The following is a 19,995-nucleotide window of genomic DNA, read 5'->3' as shown; positions in this document are numbered from 1 at the left end:
GATCGGTTTGATGACATGAAACGCTTTCTTGTTCTCCTTGTGTTGGTCGCGGCGTTTTTCGTGCCGGGGACGGGCCTCGCCGGCGCCGCGCCGCCTCCGGCGCAGGGAGAGCTCGAGCATTGGGCCGACGCCATGCTGGCGCGCGATCTCGCTGGGCATCGCGCGTCCGGCCTGGCGATCGCGATCGTCAGTGGCGGCCGCATCTCCTATCTCAACGGCTACGGCCCGGCCGGCGTGGGCGACAAGACGCGGGTCGACCCCTCGAACACATTGTTCTCGCTGGGTTCGATCACCAAGCTGTTCACCGCGACGGCCATCGCGCAGCTGTTGGAGCGCGGCCGGATCCACTCCCTCGACGATCCGGCGAACCGCTACCTGCACCGCTTCCAGCTGCCGCGCGCCTTCGGCCGCGACATCACGATCCGCAACCTGCTGGATCATCGCGGCGGATTCGACGAATCCGTCTACAGCCTGGCGACGATGCACGACGTGGCGGTGCCGATCAGCGGGCAGGACATCCTCAAGCGCCTGCCCAAGGTCGTTCGCATGCCGGGCCAGATCTCGGTCTATTCGAACGCAGGCTATGGCGTTCTGGGAATGCTGGTCGAGGACGTCAGCGGCCTGACCTATCGCGACTATGTCCGGAATAACATTCTCAAGCCGCTTGGCATGACGAAATCCTATATCCGCTACAGCCCATCGGAGCCCATCGCGACGCCGGGGACGGTGGCGGCGGACGGCAGCCTTTCGCCGATCTCGCAGAAATGGGCCTATCACCCTTTCATCGCGCCCTCGACATCGCTGGTCTCCACCGCCGAGGACATGGGCAAGTTCATGCTGGGCCAGTTGAAGGCCGAGCATGGCGCGCAGCCGAACCTGATCGGCGTCAAGGGCGCGCATCTGCTGCACGACCGCGGCACCGCCAACGCCGCCGCCACGACGGGCTTCGGCATGAGCTTCTTCGCGCATCGGTGGAACGGCGAGCGCATCGCGGAGAACGCCGGATCCGGCCCGGGCTTCCAGGCCACGCTGATCCTGCTGCCGGACAGCGATGTGGGCTTCCTGGTCATGATCATGGGCAATTCGGCGACGCAGGGAAACTCGCTGGACATGTTCGAGGTGCGCGAGAAATTCCTGAACTACTATCTCGGTCCGCTGCATCCGAAGGCGGGGCCGCCGTCCGGCCTGCCGATGCGCGCATTCGCCGGCCTGTATCGCAACGAGCGCCGGCCGCACGGCACGGTCGAGGCGATGATGAACATGGGCACCAGCCTGCAGGTCGAGGCCGGCGGCCCGGACACGCTGACCATCGACGGACGGCCCGGATACCGTGAGATTGCGGCGGGCGTGTTCTGGAAGCCGGGCGTCATTCCCTTCGTGCCGGACGAGGCGAGCTCGGATCTCTATGCCTTCAAGATCGAGAACGGGCGCGTGATCGGTGCCGTCCCCTATATGGGCATGGACATCTACAAGCCGGCGATCCTGGCGCCGCAGACCGCACTCTATCTCATTGCCGGCCTGCTGGTGCTGTGTGCCACGGGGCTCGGCGCGTTCTTCTGGCGCGCGACGACACGGGTCGAACGCTGGACGAGACGGGCTGCGGTGTCGATCGGCGTCGTTGCGATCGCCGTGCCCGTCTCGCTGATCGCGGGGTTCATGATCGTCGGCAATCCCTATCTGTCGTTCGGCTTCGGCAACGTGACGCTCTACATCGTCACCGCGACCTTCACCAATCTCCTGGTGCTTCTGACCTTGATCTTCCTGCCGCTCACCGTCGTCTGCGTCGTGCGGAACGGCGGGCCGCGTTCGATCGCCGGGACGGCGCGCCATCTGCACTACGGCGTCGTGCTGTTGGCGGGGCTGGGGCTGATCCCGCTGTTCGGCTATTTCAACTTCCTCGGCTATCAGATCCCGTGACAACGCCATCGCGCCGCAACGGCTCATCCCAGGACGACGGGCGTCTTTCGCTCCGGACGATCCTGATCTTCGCGCTGCCGGCCTTGCCGATCGCGATGATGCACATCCCGGTCGGTGCGGTGATCCCCGGGTTCTATGCCAAGCATACCACCGTCACCTTGTCGGCCATCGGCGGCATCTTCCTGCTCTCGCGCATCTTCGACGCCGTGATCGATCCGGGCATCGGCTATCTGAGCGACCGCACGAGGAGCCATTTTGGCAAGCGCAAGCCGTGGATCGCCGCCGGCACGGTGATCGCGGCCGTGTCGATCTACCTGCTGTTCACGCCGGCGCCATCGGCCGGCCCGCTCTATCTCCTGACGGCGTCGATGGCGCTCTATCTGGGCTGGACCGTCCTCGAAATCCCCTACCGCGCCTGGAGCGCGGAGCTTACCCACAGCTACACCGAGCGCTCGCGCATTTCCGTCCAGATCGCGGTGATGGGTGCGCTCGGCACCATCCTTTTCATGGGCGTATCGCTGCTGCCGGTCTTCAAGGACCGCGAGATCGGGCCCGACACGATGCGCGTCATGGCGCTTGTCGTCGTCGTGCTGCTGCCCGTGCTGACATTTCTCGCCTTGGCGCGGATTCCGGAAGGGAAGCATGTGGCGCCGGCGCGGTCGTCGGCGCTCGACGTGTTCCGCTCGGTCGGCCAGAACAAGCCGCTACAGATCTTCGCAGTGGCTTATATCTTCGGCGGGCTCGCGAACGGCGTCTTCAACGCGGTGCTGTTCATCTATGTCGATTCCTACCTGGCGATCGGCGATAGGTTCACCACGATCTATGTCTTCAACGCCATGGCGAATCTCGTGGCGCTGCCGGCATGGAACTATGCGATCGCCCGGCTCGGGCAGCATCGCTCGCTGGCGCTCAGCTGGTTCTGCGTCTCGGCACTGCAGCTTGTCATGCTGGCGGTTGCGCCGGGGCCGGCGGCTTTCCTGCCCATGGTCGTGTTCGGCGTGATCTACGGCGTCGGCGAAGCAGCGACCAAGGCGGTGCCATACGCGCTGCTGGGCGACATCGTGGATTATGAGATCCTGCGCAGCGGGGTGAACCGCAGCGGCAGCTACTTCGCCTTCCTCACTCTGGTCGCCAAACTCAACTTCGCGATCGGCGGCGGCGTCGCTCTCCTGCTGCTGGGGCTCGTCGGCTACCAGGTCGGTCACGCCAACGATCTGATGGAGAAGAGCGGATTTCTCGCGATCTTCATTGGGCTTCCGGCGCTGCTGTTCCTGCTCGCCGGCCTGGTGCTCTGGCGCTTTCCGCTCGACGAGCGCCGCCAGGACATCATCCGTCGCCGGATCGAGCAGCGCGCCGCGCGGAACGCTCGCAATGTCCTCGCACAAGCTTGACGATGGTATAATCCATGCTAACCAGCCGATTGCCGGTCATCGAATTGTCGGGAACGCCGCGGGAGCGGGGGCGGATCCACGGCGCGGCGATGCGCGAGCACATCCGTGCGCTGATCGCGGCGCACGAGCAGTTCCTGCGCGAGTATTTCGGCGCCGATCCCGACGAATACCTGGGCAGCTTCCGGGCTTATGGGGCGTTCGAGCAAGCACTGGCCCGATGGACGCCGGACCTGCTCGAGGAAGTGCGCGGCATCGCCGAAGGCGCGGACCTGCCGTTCGAGACGATGCTGCAATATCAGTTGATCGACGAGGAATGGGCTTACGGGTTCTATCATCGTCGGCCCGTCGTCCTGCGCCAGAAGTGCAGCGCGTTCGGCATGCTGCCGCAGGACGGACAGCCCGGCTATGCCGGACAGAACATGGATGTGCCGCGCTATATCGACGGTCATCAGGTCTTGCTGCGGATCGCCGACGCGCAGACGGGCGCCGCGAGCTATGTCTTCACCTATGCAGGTCTCATCGGCCTCGCCGGCATGAGCGACGTGCCGTTGGGCATCACCTGCAACACGCTCAACCAGCTCCGTGCGTCGAATGACGGCCTGCCGGTCGCGTTCATCGTGCGTCATGTGCTGGCCTGCCGTTCGCCGCAGGAGGCGCTAGGATTCCTGCGCACGGTCCCGCATGCCTCGGGGCAAAATTACATCCTGAGCAGCCGCGACAGCGTGCATTGCCTCGAATGTTCCGCCGGCAAGGTGGTGGAGTTCTTCGGCAACGGCGCGGGCCGCCGGGTCTGCCACACCAATCACGCGCTCGCCAACGACGACGAGCAGGATTTCCAGGCCCTGATGGCCGCGCTGCCGCCGGACGAGCAGGTTCATTTCAGCAATTCGCGGCAACGCTATGCTTCGATAAGCACGCGGCTGGGCGATCTGCGGCGCTTCGTCGACCTGGCGGCGGTCAAGACGGCGCTTAGCGCGCATGACGATCCCGAGAACCCGGTCTCGCGCACCTATCTCGACACCCATGGCAGTTACATCGGCTTCACCGCGGGATCTCTGATCTACGATTACGGCGAGCCGCCGCGCCTGCACCTCGCATCCGGCCCGCCCTGCTCGACGGAATACCGGACGTTCGACCTGAAGCGCGCGCAATGAGCGCGCCACGCCGGAAGGTCGCGGGTTCTGAAGTGCTCTTTTCGGACCTCGTATGGAACTGAAGATGTGGAGATGCGCGCGATGATGCGGCAAACGACGATGCCTTGGGCCGGAGCGTGGACGACGCGCGTGCTTGCCATCGTGGCGTTCCTAGCGGCCGGACTCGTTTCGGCTTCGGCGCAGGACACAAGACCCTGCCGCATTCTGGTCACCAATGACGACGGGATCGGTGCGCCCGGCATCGCCGCGCTCTATCGGAGCCTGAAAGATATCTGCGAGGTGCTGGTCGTCGCGCCGGCCGTCGACCGGTCGGGAACGAGCCATTCCATCCCCGACGCGCGGCAGGGCTTCGCGGCGCGACCGGTCGAGGTCGATGGCGACAAGGTCGGCTATTCCGTGGACGGAACGCCAGCCGAGGCCGTGGCGCTTGGCTTGATACAGTTCGGCGTGGACAGGCCGTTCGATCTCGTCGTGTCCGGTATCGACAACGGCGAGAACACCGGACTTGCCAATCTCTATTCCGGAACGGTCAACGCCGGGATGGAAGGCCTGGTCCGCGGCGTACCCGCGATCGCGATTTCGCAGTCCGGTGCTTTCGGGACGGACTACACCGTCGCGGCGGCGTTCGCACGTATGCTCGTGCGCCGGGTGCTCAAGAGCGGATTGCCCAAGGGCATCATGCTGAACGTCAACATTCCCAAGCCGGCGACCGGCGAAGTCCTTATCCTGCCATCGGCCGGGCTCAGCCTCGCGCTGACCGGCTTCACCGCGACGCCGCTGGCGCAAGGCGGCCTGTTCTACAGGCCGAATTTCCGGCCGGCCGCCCAAACCGGTGCGGAGAGCGACACGGCGATGTTTGCCGGCGGCCGGATCACGATCGCGCCTTTGGCGCTCGACCGGACGGCGTATGGCGCCTTGGCGGCCCTTCGCAGCTGGAATTTGTCCGGCGAACGACCATGACGAAGCCCAGCCTGAATGCGCATCTCGTCGGTGTGGAAGGTGGGCGCTGGCGCCTCAATACACCGGCGTTGATCGTCGACCTTGATGCGTTCGAGCGGAACCTCGCGGCGATGGCGGTGCATGGCCGCTCGCATGGCATCGCGCTGCGGCCGCATGCCAAGAGCCACAAATCCGTGGCCGTCGCGCGGCGTCAGATCGCGGCTGGCGCCATCGGCCAGTGCTGCGCCAAGCTGGGCGAAGCCGAAGCGCTGACCGACGGGGGCATCTCGTCCATCCTCATCACCTCGCCGATCGTCGCACGCGAAGCCATCGCGCGGCTCGTCCAACTGAACGCGCGCGCCGATGATTTGATGCTGGTCGTGGATTCCCGGCCGGTATTGGCCGATCTGGCGAGGGCGTTGGCAGGTTCCGGTCGGCGTCTGAAGCTGCTTGTCGATATCGATGTCGGACTGCGGCGCACCGGCATCGTTCCGGGGCCGGAGGCCTACGCGCTGGCCGAGGAGATCGCCGCGAACCCCGCGTTCGAATTCGCGGGCATCCAGGGCTATGCCGGCCATCTCATGCATGTCGCGGATCGGGCGGAGCGGCGTGCCCGTTCGCTGGAGTCCATGTCGCTTCTCCGGGAGGTACGGGACGTCCTGACCGCGAGAAATCTTGTGCCGCGCATCGTGACGGGGGGCGGCACCGGCACGTTCGATATCGATCCGGCAGCCGACGTCCTGACCGAGCTGCAGGCCGGCTCCTATGCCTTCATGGATCGGGAATACAACGACGTATGGCATGGGCCGTGCGATACGCCGCCCTTCGAAACCGCGCTTTTCGTGCAGACGACGGTGATCAGCGCCAATGCGACGGGCCTGGCGACGACGGACGCCGGCTACAAGGCGTTCGCCACCGATGCAGGCCCGCCGGCGATCGCCGCCGGCGCGCCGGCGGGAGCCGCATATTTCTTCTTCGGCGACGAGCATGGCGGCGTCACCTTCGCGTCGGACAAAGATCGGCTTGCGCCGGGGCAGGTGCTCACCTGTATCGTGCCGCATTGCGATCCGACGGTTAATCTCTACGAGCACTACCATGTCGTACGAGACGGCAGGCTGGTGGAGATCTGGCCGATCGAAGCGCGCGGTGCGTCGCAATAGGACGGGCGGCGCATTTCCATCGCTTATCCGGAAGCCGTATCCATTCTGTCATGAAGGCCGCGTAGCTTGGCCGCTTCGCGGGTCGCTCCCGCGAGAGTCCGCGCTCGCAAATGAGCTCCCATCCCGAATGTCGATGTGATGTCTTCCCAGATATTCGATCTGGCCGTGGTCGGCGGCGGCGTGATCGGCCTTGCCCATGCCCTTATGGCGGCCAAGGCCGGCAAGCGGGTCGCGGTGATCGAGCGGAATGCCCGTGCCGACGGCGCCTCGATCCGCAATTTCGGCTTCATCACCGTCACCGGCCAGGAACGTGGCGACAGCTGGCGGCTCGCACGCCGCACGCGCGACGTCTGGGCGGAGCTGGCGCCGCAGGCCGGCGTGCGGATCGAGCAGCGCGGCCTTTGCCTTACCGCGCGTTCGGAAGAGGCGATGGCCGTGATCGCGGCCTTTCTCGCAACGGAGATGGGCGAGGGATGCCGGCTGCTGACGCCCGACGAATATCGGTGTTCGGCGGGAGGGCTGGGCGGTCCCGGGCTGAAGGGCGCGCTTTTCAGTCCGCACGACATCCGCGTCGAGTCGCGGACTGCGATCCCCGCCCTGACGGCCTGGCTGAAAGAGAGGCAGAACGTCGTCTTCTTCAACGAGACGGCGGTTTTCGAGGCCGCGCCGCCGCGCCTGCGCACCTCGCGCGGCGTGATCGCGGCGGGCGCCGCGGTGGTCTGTCCCGGCGACGACTTCGTCACGCTCTATCCCGACCGGATCGCACACCATGCGCTGCGCCGCTGCCGTCTCTCGATGGTCAAGCTTGCCGATCCCGGCATAAGGCTGCCGCATGTGCTGATGTCCGACCTCGGCCTGACGCGCTATCGCGGCTATTCCGCCCTGCCGGAGGCGCGTGCGCTGGAAGCCAGGCTGCGCGCGGAGCATCCGGGATGTTTCGAACACGGCGTGCATCTGATCGTCGCGCAAGGCGCGGACGGCGGACTGATCGTCGGCGACAGCCATCACTACGACGATCTGCCCGCACCATTCGCGCCGGCGGGCGCAGAGCGGGAAATCCTGGGCGAATTTGCGCGCGCCACCGGACTTGAGCCGCCGGCGGTGCGGGAGCGCTGGACCGGCGTCTATGCCGTCGCCGACGATCGCACCTATCTGATCGACACGCCGGAGCCCGGCGTGCGGCTGGTGATCGTCACCAGCGGGACCGGCGCTTCGACCGGCTTCGGCATCGCCGAGCGAGTCGTCGGCGACCTCTTTGGCCTGGATGTGGAGGGCAGGGCGTGAGTTTTCCCGTCAAGGCGGTGGTGTTCGACTGGGCCGGCACGATGATCGATTTCGGCTGCATGGCGCCTGTGCGCGCCCTGATCGATGTGTTCGCCGGCGCGGGGATGGCGCTTTCGGCGCAAGAGGCGCGGCGCGACATGGGCAAGGCCAAGCTCGACCACCTGCGCGCGCTGCTGGCGAATCCGGCCGTGGCCGCGCGTTGGACGGCGTTGAAGGGCCGTCCTCCGGCCGAGGCCGATGTCGACCGGCTCTATCAAGAGCTCGTGCCGGCGATGACGCGCGCGGCGGCCGAAAGCGCGCTTCTGATACCCGGTGCAGCCCGCGCCGTAGACGAATTGCGGGCGCTCGGCATCCGTATCGGCTCCGGCACCGGCTATACGCGCGATATGATGGCGGAGATCCTGCCACGCGCAGTGGAGCAGGGCTATGCGCCGGAGATCGTGGTCTGCGCCGGCGAGACGCCGAGCGGAAGGCCGGCGCCGCTGATGACCTGGAAAGCGCTCATCGCGCTCGACGCGTGGCCCGCGCGCGCCTGCATCAAGGTGGACGACGCGCCCGTCGGGATCGAGGAGGGCCGGCTGGCGGGATGCTGGACGGTCGGCTTGTCCGCCTCGGGCAACGAGGTCGGGCTCGATCGCGAGTCATTCGAGGCTCTGGCGCCGCCGGAGCGGCGGGCAAAACTCGACGAGGCCGAACGCACCCTGAAGGCTGCCGGCGCGGATTTCGTCATCGAGGACGTGTCGCTGCTCCTGCCCGTGGTCCACGAGATCGCGCGCCGGATCGCCGCGTCATGAGTCAGGCATCGGCTTCTCGCAGGCTATCGATCATGGCGCGCTTGCGCGACTGGCTTTCCCGCGCGCCGGCGCCGGTTTTCGCGCTGTACGGCGGCACGATGGCGTTCGGTGCTTACTTCGCCATGTATGCGTTCCGGAAGCCTTTTGCGGCGGCGAGTTTCGCCGATGCCGCGCCGGTCCTGATGGACTACAAGATCGCCCTGGTGATCGCCCAGGTGTTCGGCTACGCCTTGTCCAAGGTCGCGGGCATCAAGGTGGTCTCCGAAATGCCGCCGCAGCGGCGGGCCGTCGCCATCCTGGTCCTGATCGCGGCCGCCGAGCTCGCCCTCGTGCTGTTTGGCCTCATTCCCGCGCCTTGGAACATCGCCTGCCTGTTCGCCGACGGCCTGGCGCTCGGGATGATCTGGGGTCTCGTGTTCGGCTTCCTGGAAGGACGACGGGTGTCCGAGGTGCTCGGCGCGATGCTGTGCGCCAGCTTCATCGTCTCGTCCGGCGTGGTCAAATCGGCCGGCGCAAGCGTGATGCTGCATGGCTGGGCGAACGAATACTGGATGCCGGCGGTGACCGGGCTCCTGTTCACGCCGCTCCTGCTGGTCTGCGTGTTCGGTCTCGCCGCCCTGCCGCCGCCGAACGCGCAGGACGAGGCGCAGCGCGTGGCGCGGGCGCCGATGGACGGCGCGTCGCGACGCGCCATGTTCGCGGCCTTCGCGCCCGGCCTGATCGCGTTGATCGTCATCTATGTCGGGCTGACGGCCTTGCGCGATTTCCGCGACAATTTCGCGGCCGAGATCTGGAACGATCTCGGCTTCCGGAACGACGCGGAGATCTTCACGCTGTCCGAGCTCCCGGTGGCGGCCATCGTCCTCGCCACGCTCGCCCTTCTGATGTTCATCCGCGACAACCGCCGCGCCTTCCTCGCCAACCTCGTCCTGGTGGCGGTGGGATTGGGGCTGGCCGGACTGTCCTCCGCGGCCTTTCAGGCCCATATGATCGGGCCGGTCGCGTGGATGATCGCGCTGGGCGCCGGCCTCTATCTCGCCTACACGCCGTTCAACGCCTTGCTGTTCGATCGCTTCATCGCCGCCAGCGGGCGCAGCGGCACGGCCGGATTCCTGATCTACGTCGCCGATGCCTGCGGCTATCTGAGCTCGGTCGCGCTCCTGCTGTTCTACAATTTCGTCGGCGTGCACATCCCATGGGTCCCGTTCCTGTGCCGTATTTCGTATGTCGCGGCGGCGGCGGGGCTCGTGCTGATCGTCGGCGCGGCGGTCTATTTCCGCCGGCGCCTGGTACGGGGCGATCCGCCGGGCGCGGCCGGCAGCGCCTGACGCCTTGCGTGGCGAACGTCAGCGCGCGGCCGCCAGCAATTCGGCTCTTCCGGCGGGACGCGCCGACTGCACCGCCACGGCGCCTGCGGGATGCACGGGCAGGGGGCTCATGGCACGAAGCCCGGCGGCGGCGTCCACGACCGAACACAAAAGCGGCGTCCGCCGTCGTTCGTTGAGGCAAACGACGTAGCCGGTGAGACGGCACAGGCCGACATCGACGTCGAGCGGCACAAGGCCGATCCGGTTGTCGGGCGGGCAGTCGAGCGAGAAGAATATCCCGAGGCCCAGGCCGATCGCGACGCCCTCACGGATCGCTTCGCGCGTATGCAGCTCCATCACCTCGGCCGGCGCGATGTCGAAGGCCTGCAGGAGCTCTTCCGTGGCCAGCCGCGTCCGGGAATTCGACTCGCGGACCAGCAGGCGCTCGCTTGCGAGCGCGGCGAGCGGGAATACGGATTGCCTGGCCAGCGGATGGTCCTTGGGCACCGCGATCACGAGCCTGTCGCTGAACAAGGGGTCATAGGTGAAGGCGTTGTCGCCGGGCGGATCGCTGACTATTCCGACGTCGATCTGCCCGTCTTTTAGCCAGGAGAAGGTTTCCACCGCATTGCCGATACGGACGCGGATGGCGATCGCCGAATTCCGCGCGCGGATTGCGGCCGCTAGCCGCACGGCAAAGAACGGCGAGTCCGATCCGAGACGCAGCTCGGCTGTCATGCGTCCTTCAGGATCGCGCAGCAGGTCGTCGATGTCCTGCGAGGCCACGAACAGCTTGCGCGTCAGGTCGAACAATTGCTGACCGAAGGCCGTCAGCCGGAGCGGGGGCTTGCGTCCGTCGAACAGCGCCGCCTGGTGGCGCCCTTCGAGCGCCTTGAGCTGTTGCGAAAGCGTGGGCTGCGCCACGTTCAGCCGCCGTGCCGCGCGGCTGATGCTGCCTTCGATCGCGATCACGTGAAACGCGCGCAGATGCTGATGATTCACGCTCACGCGCCGAATGCCCCGCGATTGACCGGCCAACGCGGGAGCATACGCGCCAAGGCCGACGGTTTTGTGACGCGCGGCGCGCCATAGGTCCTGCCTATGCCGCGCATTCAAGCGAAGTATTAGCCGCCGTTCGCGGAACGCATGTATCCCCGCACCGCAACACGCGACCGTTGGGATCGACGCGGCGTTGCGATGGTTTTTGGGCGTTCCTGCGAGATTTCCCGGGGGTTAAATTCATGAAAGCCAGATACAAGTTTTCCTGCGCCGTCGCGGCGCTTCTCAGCGGATATAGCAGCGCCCTTGCGGCCGACGCGAACACGCAGGGCGGCGGCATCGAAACGGTCGTCGTGACCGTCGAGCGCCGCGACCAAAGCGTGCAGGACGTCCCCTCGACGGTGCAGGCGTTCACCGCGCACGACCTCGCCGACCTCAACGTGGTCAACGTCCAGGAGCTTCTGCGCTACACGCCCAACGTCACATACGGCAACAACGGCCCGGGGCAGGGCGAGATCATCATGCGCGGCCTGAGCAACGGCTTCCGCGGCAACCAGTCCAGCGGCACGATCGGCAACTTCCCGAACGTCGCGATCTATCTCGACGACCAGTCGATGCAGTTCCCGGCGCGCAACGTCGACATCTACATGGTCGACATGAACCGCATCGAGGTGCTCGAAGGCCCGCAAGGCACGCTGTTCGGCGGCGGCGCCGAAGCGGGCGCCATCCGCTACATCACCAACAAGCCCAACCTCGATGCGTTCGAGGGCAAGGCCGAGGCCGGCTATGGCCTCACCGCCGAAGGCGCGGACAACAGCAGCGCGAATGCGATGATCAACGTGCCGATCATCGACGGCAAGCTCGCGATCCGCGCCGTGATCTATGACGAGCGCCAGGGCGGCTATATCGACAACGTGCCGAGCACCTTCACGCGCTCCAACCAGGATCTCGGCAACCACTATTTCGGCATCCATCCGACCGGCGGCACCTGTCCCAACGGCCAGGCCGTCGCGGATCCGACGAGCTATTGCACCCTGCCGAACGCTCCGCAGGCCAACAACTTCTCGGTGCAGGGCAAGGACTTCAACCCGACCACCTATAGCGGCGGCCGGGTGTCCGCGCTGTACCAGATCAACGACGACTGGAACATCCTGATCGCAGAGAGCCTGGACAATCTGGACGCCGACGGCCTGTCGGTCGAATACCCGACCGGCTCGGACTTCCAGCCCTTGCAGCCGCTGCAGGTCACGTCCTTCGCGCCGTCCTATGTCAAGGACCGCTATACCAACACGGCCTGGACCGTCAACGGCAAGATCGCCGACTTCAAGGTCGTCTATACCGGCGGCTATACCGACCGTCACATCTCGCAGCAGGAAGACTATACGAACTACTCCCGTTCGGGCGGCGGCATGTACTACCAGTGCGTCGGCGGCTCGACCGGCTGGGGCGCCGGCGCTCCGAGCTGCTACTCGCCGGTCGGCTACTGGCAGGACACGATCAGCAGCACGCATCTGAGCAACGAATTCCGCATCAGCACGCCGGACGACTGGCGCCTGCGCTTCATCGCCGGTGCGTATTGGGAGCAATTCCGCATCTACGACGACATGAACTTCAACTACAAGACGATCCCGTCCTGCAATCCGGCCAATCTCACGGCGGCGCTCGGCGGCGGGCCGGTCTGTGTGGCCAATGTGCGCACCGCGCCCGATTCGACCGCGAACTTCCCGGGCATCCGCAGCGACGCGACGGCCTTCGGCGAGGATACGCAGCGCGGCTACGACCAGACGGCGTTCTTCGCCTCCGCCGACTACGACGTCATCCCCGACACGCTGACGGTGACGGCCGGCACGCGCTGGTATCAGTACCGCGAGTTCGAAGTGGGCTCGCAGTACGGCACCGGCACGGGCTGCCTGAACGTGCCCAACGGCCAATGCGCCGGCGGCCTGGTCAACATCGACGATGCAAACGACCGGAAGACCTATGCGGGCTTCAAGAGCCGCGCCAACGTCACCTGGCACATCACGCCGGACATCATGGCGTACTACACCTTCTCGCAAGGCTTCCGTCCGGGGGCGTTCAACCGCTCGGTCAGCGCGGTCGCGACCGGTCCCGGCAACATCCCGCAGTTCATCAAGCCCAACGGCTACGGCCCCGACTCCCTGCAGAACCAGGAAATCGGCATGAAGGGCACGTTCCTGGACAACCGCCTGCAGGTGAACCTCTCGGCTTACCTGATGCAGTGGAACAACGTGCAATTCCTGTTCTTCAACCCGCCCTATCTCGGCAACACGACCTTCGGCATCAACGGTCCCGACTATCACGTGAAGGGCCTCGAGGGGCAGATCGAGGCGCTGATCACCGACGGGCTCACGGTCGAAGGCTCGGGCTCGTACAACGACGACACGCAGGCCGGCTCGCCGTGCCTCGTCAGCAACAATCCGGCCTCGCCGACTTTCGGAAGTTGCATCACGGAGATCGTCCCGAAGGGCGGCAGCACGCTGCAGCCCTTCACGAACCCCTTCGGCGCACCGGGCACCGTTCCCGCCTTCTCGCCGAAATTCCAGGGCAATATCCGCTTCCGCTACGACTGGACGGCGTGGACCTACAACATGTTCGCGATGGTCGGCGCCAGCTACACCGGCAGCATGTACAACCAGCCGGCGACCTATACGTCGGGCGTGGGCGTCGTCGTGCCGAGCACCACGTTCCTGCGTTACCTGCAGCCGGCCTTCACGACCTTCGACGCCTCATTCGGGATCTCGCTGGAGAAGTGGTACGTGCAGATCTACGGCACGAACCTGGGTGACAGCCACGCCAGCCAGTTCACGTCTTCGGCGCAGTTCATCAAGTCCGAAGTCCCGCTGCGCCCGCGGGTGGTCGGCGTGAAGATCGGATACAATCTCTAGGATCGTTTTCTGCTAAGGTGATAGGCGGGCGGCAACGCCCGCCTATTTCGTTTGTGGACTCCATGGCGGCTGTTGCAGACATCTCGCCCGTCGAACGGGACGTGCGCCGGCTGCAGGACCTGCAGAAGGCCGGCCGGCACGCAGACGCCCTGCGCGAGGCCCAGTCCCTGTTGTCCGGCCTGCCGGAAAATCGCGATCTGCTGCTGATCGCCGCCGCCAGCCATCGGCACCTCGGGCGCCTGGAGGAAGCGCTGGAGACGCTGGCGCGCCTCGAAGCGCTTCGGCCGCGCTTCAGCCTGATGCACCAGGAGCGCGGCCTGTGCCATATCGCGCGCCGCGACGCGCCGCGCGCCATCGACGCCCTGCTGCGCGCCGTGAACATCAACCCGGCGCTGCCCTTGAGCTGGCGCATGCTGGAGGGCACCTATCGCATCAGTGGGGACATGCAGAACGCCGCGACGGCTGCCGCGCATGTCGCGACGCTCAAGCATCTGCCGCCGGAGGTCGTCACCGCGACGTCGCTGTTCTCCGACGGGGACCTCGTGCCGGCGGAGCAGATCATCCGCGCCTTTCTCCTGCGCCACGGCGATCATCCGGAAGCCATGCGGCTGCTGGCCAGGATTGCCATGGCGCGCGACGTCCTGGACGACGCGGAGCTCCTGCTGGGCGCCGTCCTGACGCTGTCGCCCGACCATCGCGCGGCGCGCTACGACTATGCGCAGACGCTGGTGCTGCGGCACAAATACCCGCAGGCGCGCGAGCAGGCCGCACGGCTGCTGGCGCTCGAACCCGCCAATCCGGATTATCGCATGCTGTCGGCCACGGCCGCGATGGGCTTGGGCAGAAACGAAGAAGCCATCGCGCTCTACCGCGACATGCTCGCGACCGTGCCGGATTCGCCGGACGTGAATCTCTGGCTGGCGCATGCCCTCAAGACCGTCGGGCAGGTGCCGGAGGCGATCGTGGCCTACCGCGCGGCCGCCGCGGCGCGAGCCGATTTCGGCGATGCGTATTGGAGCCTGGCGAACCTGAAGCTCTATCGCTTCAGCGAAGACGAGATCGCAACGATGCGCGCCGCGGAAGCGGCGGCGCCGACCGCGCCGGTCGATCGCTATCATCTGTGTTTCGCGCTCGGCAAGGCGTTCGAGGATCGCGGCGAGATCGCAGAGTCCTGGCGCCACTACGAGCAGGGCAACGCGCTGAAGCGCTCGGAAAGCCGGTATCGCCCCGAGGTGTTCGAGACCAACACCGCGAAGCAGATCGAAACCTGCACGCGCGATTTCTTCCGGCGGCGCGTGGGTTGGGGCGATCCGCGGCCCGATCCGATCTTCATCGTCGGCCTGCCGCGATCCGGCTCGACCCTGCTCGAGCAAATCCTCGCCTCGCATTCGCAAGTCGAGGGCACGCAGGAGCTGGCCGACATCCAGCGGATCGTCCTGGAATTGCAGGGCCGCGATCCCGATCTCGACAATCCGCGTTATCCCGCGGCGCTCGAGGACATGACGCGCGAGGATTTCGCACGGCTGGGTGGGCGCTATCTGACGGAGACGCAGGTTTACCGGACGGACAAGCCCTTCTTCATCGACAAGATGCCGAACAATTTCCGGCATGTCGGCCTGATCCACCTGATGCTGCCGAATGCGCGCATCATCGACGCCCGGCGCGAGCCGATGTCCTGCTGCTTCAGCAACCTGAAACAGCTCTTCGCCAACGGACAGGAGTTCAGCTACGGCATTGCGGACATCGCGCGCTACTACCGCACCTATCTGGATCTGATGCGGCACTGGGATGAGACGCTGCCCGGCCGCGTCCTGCGTGTGCAGCACGAGGACGTCGTCGCCGACCTCGAAGGCAATGTGCGGCGGCTGCTGGATTTCTGCGGCCTGCCGTTCGAGCCCGGCTGCGTCGACTTCCACAAGACGAGGCGCAGCGTGCGCACGCCGAGCTCCGAGCAGGTTCGCCGGCCGATCTTCCGCGACGGGTTGGAGCAGTGGAAAGCCTACGAGCCCTGGCTGGAACCGCTCAAGGCCGCACTGGGCGATGCCCTGTTTCGCTATCGGGACGAATAGCCGCGCGCCGCCGCCGCGGCAACCGCTATCATCGTCCCGTCATGAATCCGAAGCCGCGAAAGAGAACGAAACGCGGCCCGTCTCTACCGCATCTCGCGGTCGATGCGATCCTTTCGGGGATGTCCCTCCCCCAGCGGCGGCTGCCGTCGTCCCGGGAGCTTGCCCGGCATTTCGGCGTCGCGCGCAACACGGTGGTGCTGGCCTACCAGCTTCTCACGGCGGAAGGCTATCTGATCGCGCGAGCGCAGCGGCCTGTATATCAACGAAGACGTCATCAAGGGCCGTGGCGAAGGATTTCGTGATCGTCGAAGACGATTTCGCATTCCGCATTCCGGGGGATCATCGCATCGACACCGCTGCGACGGCCCATGCTGCCCAGGCCCTGCCGTCGACGCAAGACCGCGCGCGTTGAAAGCGCCTCGCGGCCATGCCACTCTAAATGTCAGACAAATCGCGGAGGCAAGGCATGACCTTTTCGCGGCGATCCCTCCTGCGGCTCGCCGGCGCGGCGGCGGCGGGTGCGGCTCTGCCCGGCCGTGCGCGGGCAGATGTCTTGCCGGTGTCGCAGGCCAGGCTGGTGCCGGCACGTTACGGAGATGTGGCATTGCGCGACGGGCCGCTGCGCGAACAGTTCCTCGCCCAGCGCGCGGCGTTGCTGGCGATGGACGAGGACGCCTTGCTGAAGCCGTTCCGCGCCGCCGCCGGCATGGCGGCGCCGGGCGCCGCGCTGGGCGGCTGGTACAACGCGTCGCCGTCCTTCGATCCGCCGGCCGACATGCACGGCTTCATTCCCGGCCATAGCTTCGGACAATACGTGTCCAGCCTGGCCCGCGCCTTTGCGGTCACCGGAGACGAGGCGACGCGGCAGAAGGTGCGCCGGCTGGTCGCCGGTTTCGCACAGACGATCACGCCGCGTTTCTATGACGGCTATACCCTGCCGGCCTACACGTTCGACAAGATCAATATCGGCCTGATCGACGCGCATGAATTCGCGGGCGACGAGACGGCGCTCGCGGCGCTGAACCGCGCGACCGACGCGGCGCTCCCTTCTCTGCCGGAGAAGGCGCTGACGCGGCCGGAGATGGCGGCGCGGCCGCATCCGAACGTCGCGCACACCTGGGACGAGTCCTATACGCTGCCCGAGAACCTCTATCTCGCCTGGCGGCGCGGCGCGGGCGAGCGCTATCGGGCGCTGGCATCGCGGTTCCTTCTGGATGGCGATTACTTCGAGCCGCTCGCGCGCGGCGAGAACGTGCTGCCGGGCCGCCATGCCTACAGCCATGTCAACGCGCTCAGCTCGGCGATGCAGGCCTATCTCGTCGATGGCGATCCCAAGCACCTCCAGGCGGCGAAGAACGGCTTCGACTTCGTCGTCGCGCAGAGCTTCGCGACGGGCGGCTGGGGACCGAATGAGGGCTTCGTCGTCCCCGGCTCCGGCGCGCTCGGCGACTCCCTCGGCACCACCCATGCCAGCTTCGAGACGCCTTGCGGCGCGTATGGACATTTCAAGATCGCGCGCTACCTGATGGGCATGACGGGCGACAGCCGCTATGGCGACAGCATGGAGCGCGTTCTCTACAACACCGTGCTCGGTGCGCTGCCGATGAAGCCGGACGGCACGGCGTTCTACTACGCCGACTACAATGGGAACGGCGCGAAGACCTATTTCGAATATCGCTGCCCGTGCTGCTCGGGCACGCTCGGCCAGGCCGTGGCGGATTATGGGATCAGCGCCTACTTCACGGACGATGATGGGATTTACGTCAACCTGTACGCGCCATCGCGCTTCACTTGGCGACGCGGCGGGCACGCCATCGCGCTTGGCCAGGAAACGGCTTATCCCCTTGACTCCGACATCGCGCTCACCGTGGAGGCGGCAGCAGCCGAGACGTTCTCGGTGCGCCTGCGCATTCCCGCCTGGGCGGGACCACGGACGGCGATCGCCGTTAACGGCACGCGCATCGCCGCGCCCGTCCGCCCGGGCAGGTTCCACGCGATCCGGCGGACATGGCGCGACGGCGACAAGATCACGCTGTCGCTCGACAGAGCGCTGCGGTTGGAAGCGGTTGACGACAAGCATCCCGATCTTCTGGCGGTAATGCAGGGGCCGCTGGCGCTGTTCGCGACCGGCGACCGCTTCCTGCCGCTGAAGCGCCGCGATCTGATGGCTGTGCGGCAAGTTGCGGCGGGCGGGCCCGATTGGCGTGTCGAGACCGCCGACGGCGCGCAGACCTTCAAGCCCTATTTCGCGATCGGCGGCGAGACCACGCGGCTGTACCAGCCGGTCTCGGGCTGAACCTTTACCAGAACGCGACGTAGAACGCGGCCACTGTCGCAAGGACAACGACGCTCAGCGCCACGTCCCATCCGTTCCAGCTCGCGCGGGTGGCCGCTTTCTCCGCCGGCGTCGCGCCATACCAGGTGAAGCGGCGGGTGGCGGCGTCCGGCGCGGGGCTCAGCAGGCTGATCGCAACCATCAGTACCGCGGTCACGACCAGAAGGATCTGCGTGTAATAGAGCCAGTTGATGTTCCAGAAGTCGAAGATCCAGCCATGCGCGGCTCGGATCGGTGCCAAGGCCGCTGCATATTGGTCCGCCGTGATGGCATGGTGAAAAAGCTTCTGCTTGAGCGCGGTCACGGCCGCGCCGTCGTCGCGCATGACGAGGTCGGCCGCCAGCCGCGCAAAGCCGCCCGCGACTCCGACGACGAAGGCCCAAAGGGCCGCCGGCGCGGTCGCGCGCGTCCAGAACACGCCGAACAGGAACAGCACGGCGATGGCCGGCGAGAGGTAGCCCTGGACGCTCTGCAGGTAGACGTAGAGATCCGAATGCAGGCTCTTGATGACCAAGACCCACAGAATGCCCATGACGACGATCGCCGCCGTCGCGATGCGCCCGACCAGGACCTCGGTGCGGCCCGACGCGTCCGGATACCATTCGCGGAAGAAGTCCATCGTGAACAGCGTCGCCGAGGCGTTGAACTTCGAGGCCAGCGACGCCATCAGCGCCACGATCATCGAACAGGCGACCATGCCGCGCAGCCCATGCGGCAGGATCTGCGCGACGAGCGAAGTATAGGCGGCGTCGCCGCTGGTCGTGAAGCCGCTGCCGGGGGCCTTGGTCAGCGCGAAGGCGATCATGCCGGGCACCAGGAAGATGAAGACCGGCGTGAGCTTGAGGAACGCCGCCAGGATGGCGCCGCGGCGCGACTGCTGCTGGTTCTGTCCCGCCAGGACGCGCTGCACGATGTACTGGTCGGTGCACCAGTACCAGAAGCCGATGATCGCCGAGCCCGGGATCACCGCCGCCCAGGACCATTCGGGGTCGCCGAGCGGCCGGATGAGATGGATGTTCGCGCCGGCCGCCGCGAGCGTGGCGCGCCAGCCGGCCGCAAGGTCGCCATGCCCCAGCGCGCTCAGGCCGGTGTAGAGGATGCAGAGCGATCCCAGGATGAGGACCGGCGCCTGCAGCACGGCGGTGTACATGATGACCCGCAGTCCGCCGAGCACGGTGTAGAGGCCGGTGGTGAAGGCGAGCCCCAGTGCGATGACCCAGAACACATCGACCCGCACGCCCAGCAGGTTGACGCTGTCGATCCCCAGCAGCGTGCGGATGACGACGTCGCCGGCATAGATGGTCACCGCGATCTTGGTGAGCACCAGGCTCACGATGGTGAGGAAGCTCAGCACGTTGCGCGAGCCGCGGCTGAAGCGCAGCTCCAGGAACTCCGGCATGGTGAAGACCTTCATCCGGCTGTAGAGCGGGACGAACACCCAGCCGAGCACGAGGATGAGCCAGGACTGAATCTCCCAATGCGCCATCGCCATGCCGGTGGCGAACCCTGCGCCGGCGAGGCCGACGAGATGCTCCGAGCCGATGTTGGAGGAGAAGATCGAGCTGCCGATCTGCAGCCAGTTGCTGTCGCGGCCGGAAAGGAAATAGTCCTCGCCGCTGCGGACCTTGGTGCGAATCGCATAGAGCACGATCGCGATCATGGCCGCGACGAAGGCCGCCACGACCAGCCAGTCCTCGAAATTGAACACGGATTCGTGCAGCGCCGCCTTCATGAAATCCT

At 66.3% G+C, this 19,995-nt stretch carries 13 protein-coding genes; 11 read left to right on the top strand and 2 right to left on the bottom strand.

The window, feature by feature from the left end; all coding sequences use genetic code 11:
* The first annotated feature begins 15 nt into the window (after window positions 1-15).
* The 8 genes from WDM91_07340 to WDM91_07305 all read left to right on the top strand — a co-directional run bounded on the left by WDM91_07340 (window position 16) and on the right by WDM91_07305 (window position 9,967).
* Window positions 16-1,917 (top strand): serine hydrolase domain-containing protein, encoded by a 1,902-nt coding sequence (locus WDM91_07340; GenBank protein MEI9994391.1) that lies wholly within the window; start codon window positions 16-18, stop codon window positions 1,915-1,917.
* Entirely contained in the window at window positions 1,914-3,308 is a 1,395-nt protein-coding gene (locus tag WDM91_07335; GenBank protein ID MEI9994390.1) for an MFS transporter, read from the top strand. The genes WDM91_07340 and WDM91_07335 overlap by 4 nt, the downstream gene beginning before the upstream one ends.
* 14 nt (window positions 3,309-3,322) lie before the next feature.
* Window positions 3,323-4,462 (top strand): C45 family peptidase, encoded by a 1,140-nt coding sequence (locus tag WDM91_07330; protein ID MEI9994389.1) that lies wholly within the window; start codon window positions 3,323-3,325, stop codon window positions 4,460-4,462.
* A gap of 72 nt (window positions 4,463-4,534) precedes the next feature.
* Window positions 4,535-5,422 carry a 5'/3'-nucleotidase SurE gene (surE, locus tag WDM91_07325; protein MEI9994388.1) on the top strand — a complete coding sequence of 296 codons (888 nt, stop codon included), beginning with the start codon at window positions 4,535-4,537 and terminating at the stop codon, window positions 5,420-5,422.
* The gene (locus WDM91_07320; protein MEI9994387.1) at window positions 5,419-6,561 is read left to right on the top strand and encodes a DSD1 family PLP-dependent enzyme; all 1,143 of its coding nucleotides are present in this window, start codon (window positions 5,419-5,421) and stop codon (window positions 6,559-6,561) included. The genes surE and WDM91_07320 overlap by 4 nt, the downstream gene beginning before the upstream one ends.
* A 138-nt stretch (window positions 6,562-6,699) precedes the next feature.
* Window positions 6,700-7,845, top strand: coding sequence for a TIGR03364 family FAD-dependent oxidoreductase (locus WDM91_07315; protein ID MEI9994386.1), 1,146 nt, complete (start codon window positions 6,700-6,702; stop codon window positions 7,843-7,845).
* Window positions 7,842-8,639 (top strand): phosphonoacetaldehyde hydrolase, encoded by a 798-nt coding sequence (phnX, locus tag WDM91_07310; GenBank protein MEI9994385.1) that lies wholly within the window; start codon window positions 7,842-7,844, stop codon window positions 8,637-8,639. Before WDM91_07315 ends, phnX begins: the two co-directional genes overlap by 4 nt.
* A 32-nt stretch (window positions 8,640-8,671) precedes the next feature.
* Window positions 8,672-9,967, top strand: coding sequence for a DUF5690 family protein (locus WDM91_07305; protein MEI9994384.1), 1,296 nt, complete (start codon window positions 8,672-8,674; stop codon window positions 9,965-9,967).
* 18 nt (window positions 9,968-9,985) lie between these two features.
* On the opposite strand, the gene WDM91_07300 is transcribed toward WDM91_07305, so the two are convergent.
* Window positions 9,986-10,954: a LysR substrate-binding domain-containing protein gene (locus WDM91_07300; GenBank protein MEI9994383.1), complete on the bottom strand. Its 969-nt coding sequence runs from the start codon at window positions 10,952-10,954 to the stop codon at window positions 9,986-9,988.
* 233 nt (window positions 10,955-11,187) lie between these two features.
* On the opposite strand from WDM91_07300, the gene WDM91_07295 reads away from it, so the two are divergent.
* The 3 genes from WDM91_07295 (at window position 11,188) to WDM91_07285 (ending at window position 18,216) form a co-directional block, all read left to right on the top strand.
* On the top strand, window positions 11,188-13,851 hold the full coding sequence (locus tag WDM91_07295) for a TonB-dependent receptor (GenBank protein ID MEI9994382.1): 2,664 nt from the start codon (window positions 11,188-11,190) through the stop codon (window positions 13,849-13,851).
* Window positions 13,852-13,913: 62 nt separating this feature from the next.
* Window positions 13,914-15,920 (top strand): sulfotransferase, encoded by a 2,007-nt coding sequence (locus tag WDM91_07290; protein MEI9994381.1) that lies wholly within the window; start codon window positions 13,914-13,916, stop codon window positions 15,918-15,920.
* Between the two features lie 466 nt (window positions 15,921-16,386).
* Entirely contained in the window at window positions 16,387-18,216 is a 1,830-nt protein-coding gene (locus WDM91_07285; GenBank protein ID MEI9994380.1) for a beta-L-arabinofuranosidase domain-containing protein, read from the top strand.
* A gap of 4 nt (window positions 18,217-18,220) precedes the next feature.
* Here WDM91_07285 and WDM91_07280 read toward each other — a convergent pair whose 3' ends face one another.
* Complete coding sequence (locus tag WDM91_07280; protein ID MEI9994379.1) at window positions 18,221-19,987, bottom strand: sodium:solute symporter; 1,767 nt, start codon at window positions 19,985-19,987, stop codon at window positions 18,221-18,223.
* Window positions 19,988-19,995 lie beyond the last annotated feature (8 nt).

The organism is Rhizomicrobium sp. (genome assembly GCA_037200385.1).
Classification (GTDB): Bacteria; Pseudomonadota; Alphaproteobacteria; order Micropepsales; family Micropepsaceae; genus Rhizomicrobium.
This window is presented reverse-complemented; position numbering and strand designations above follow the sequence as displayed.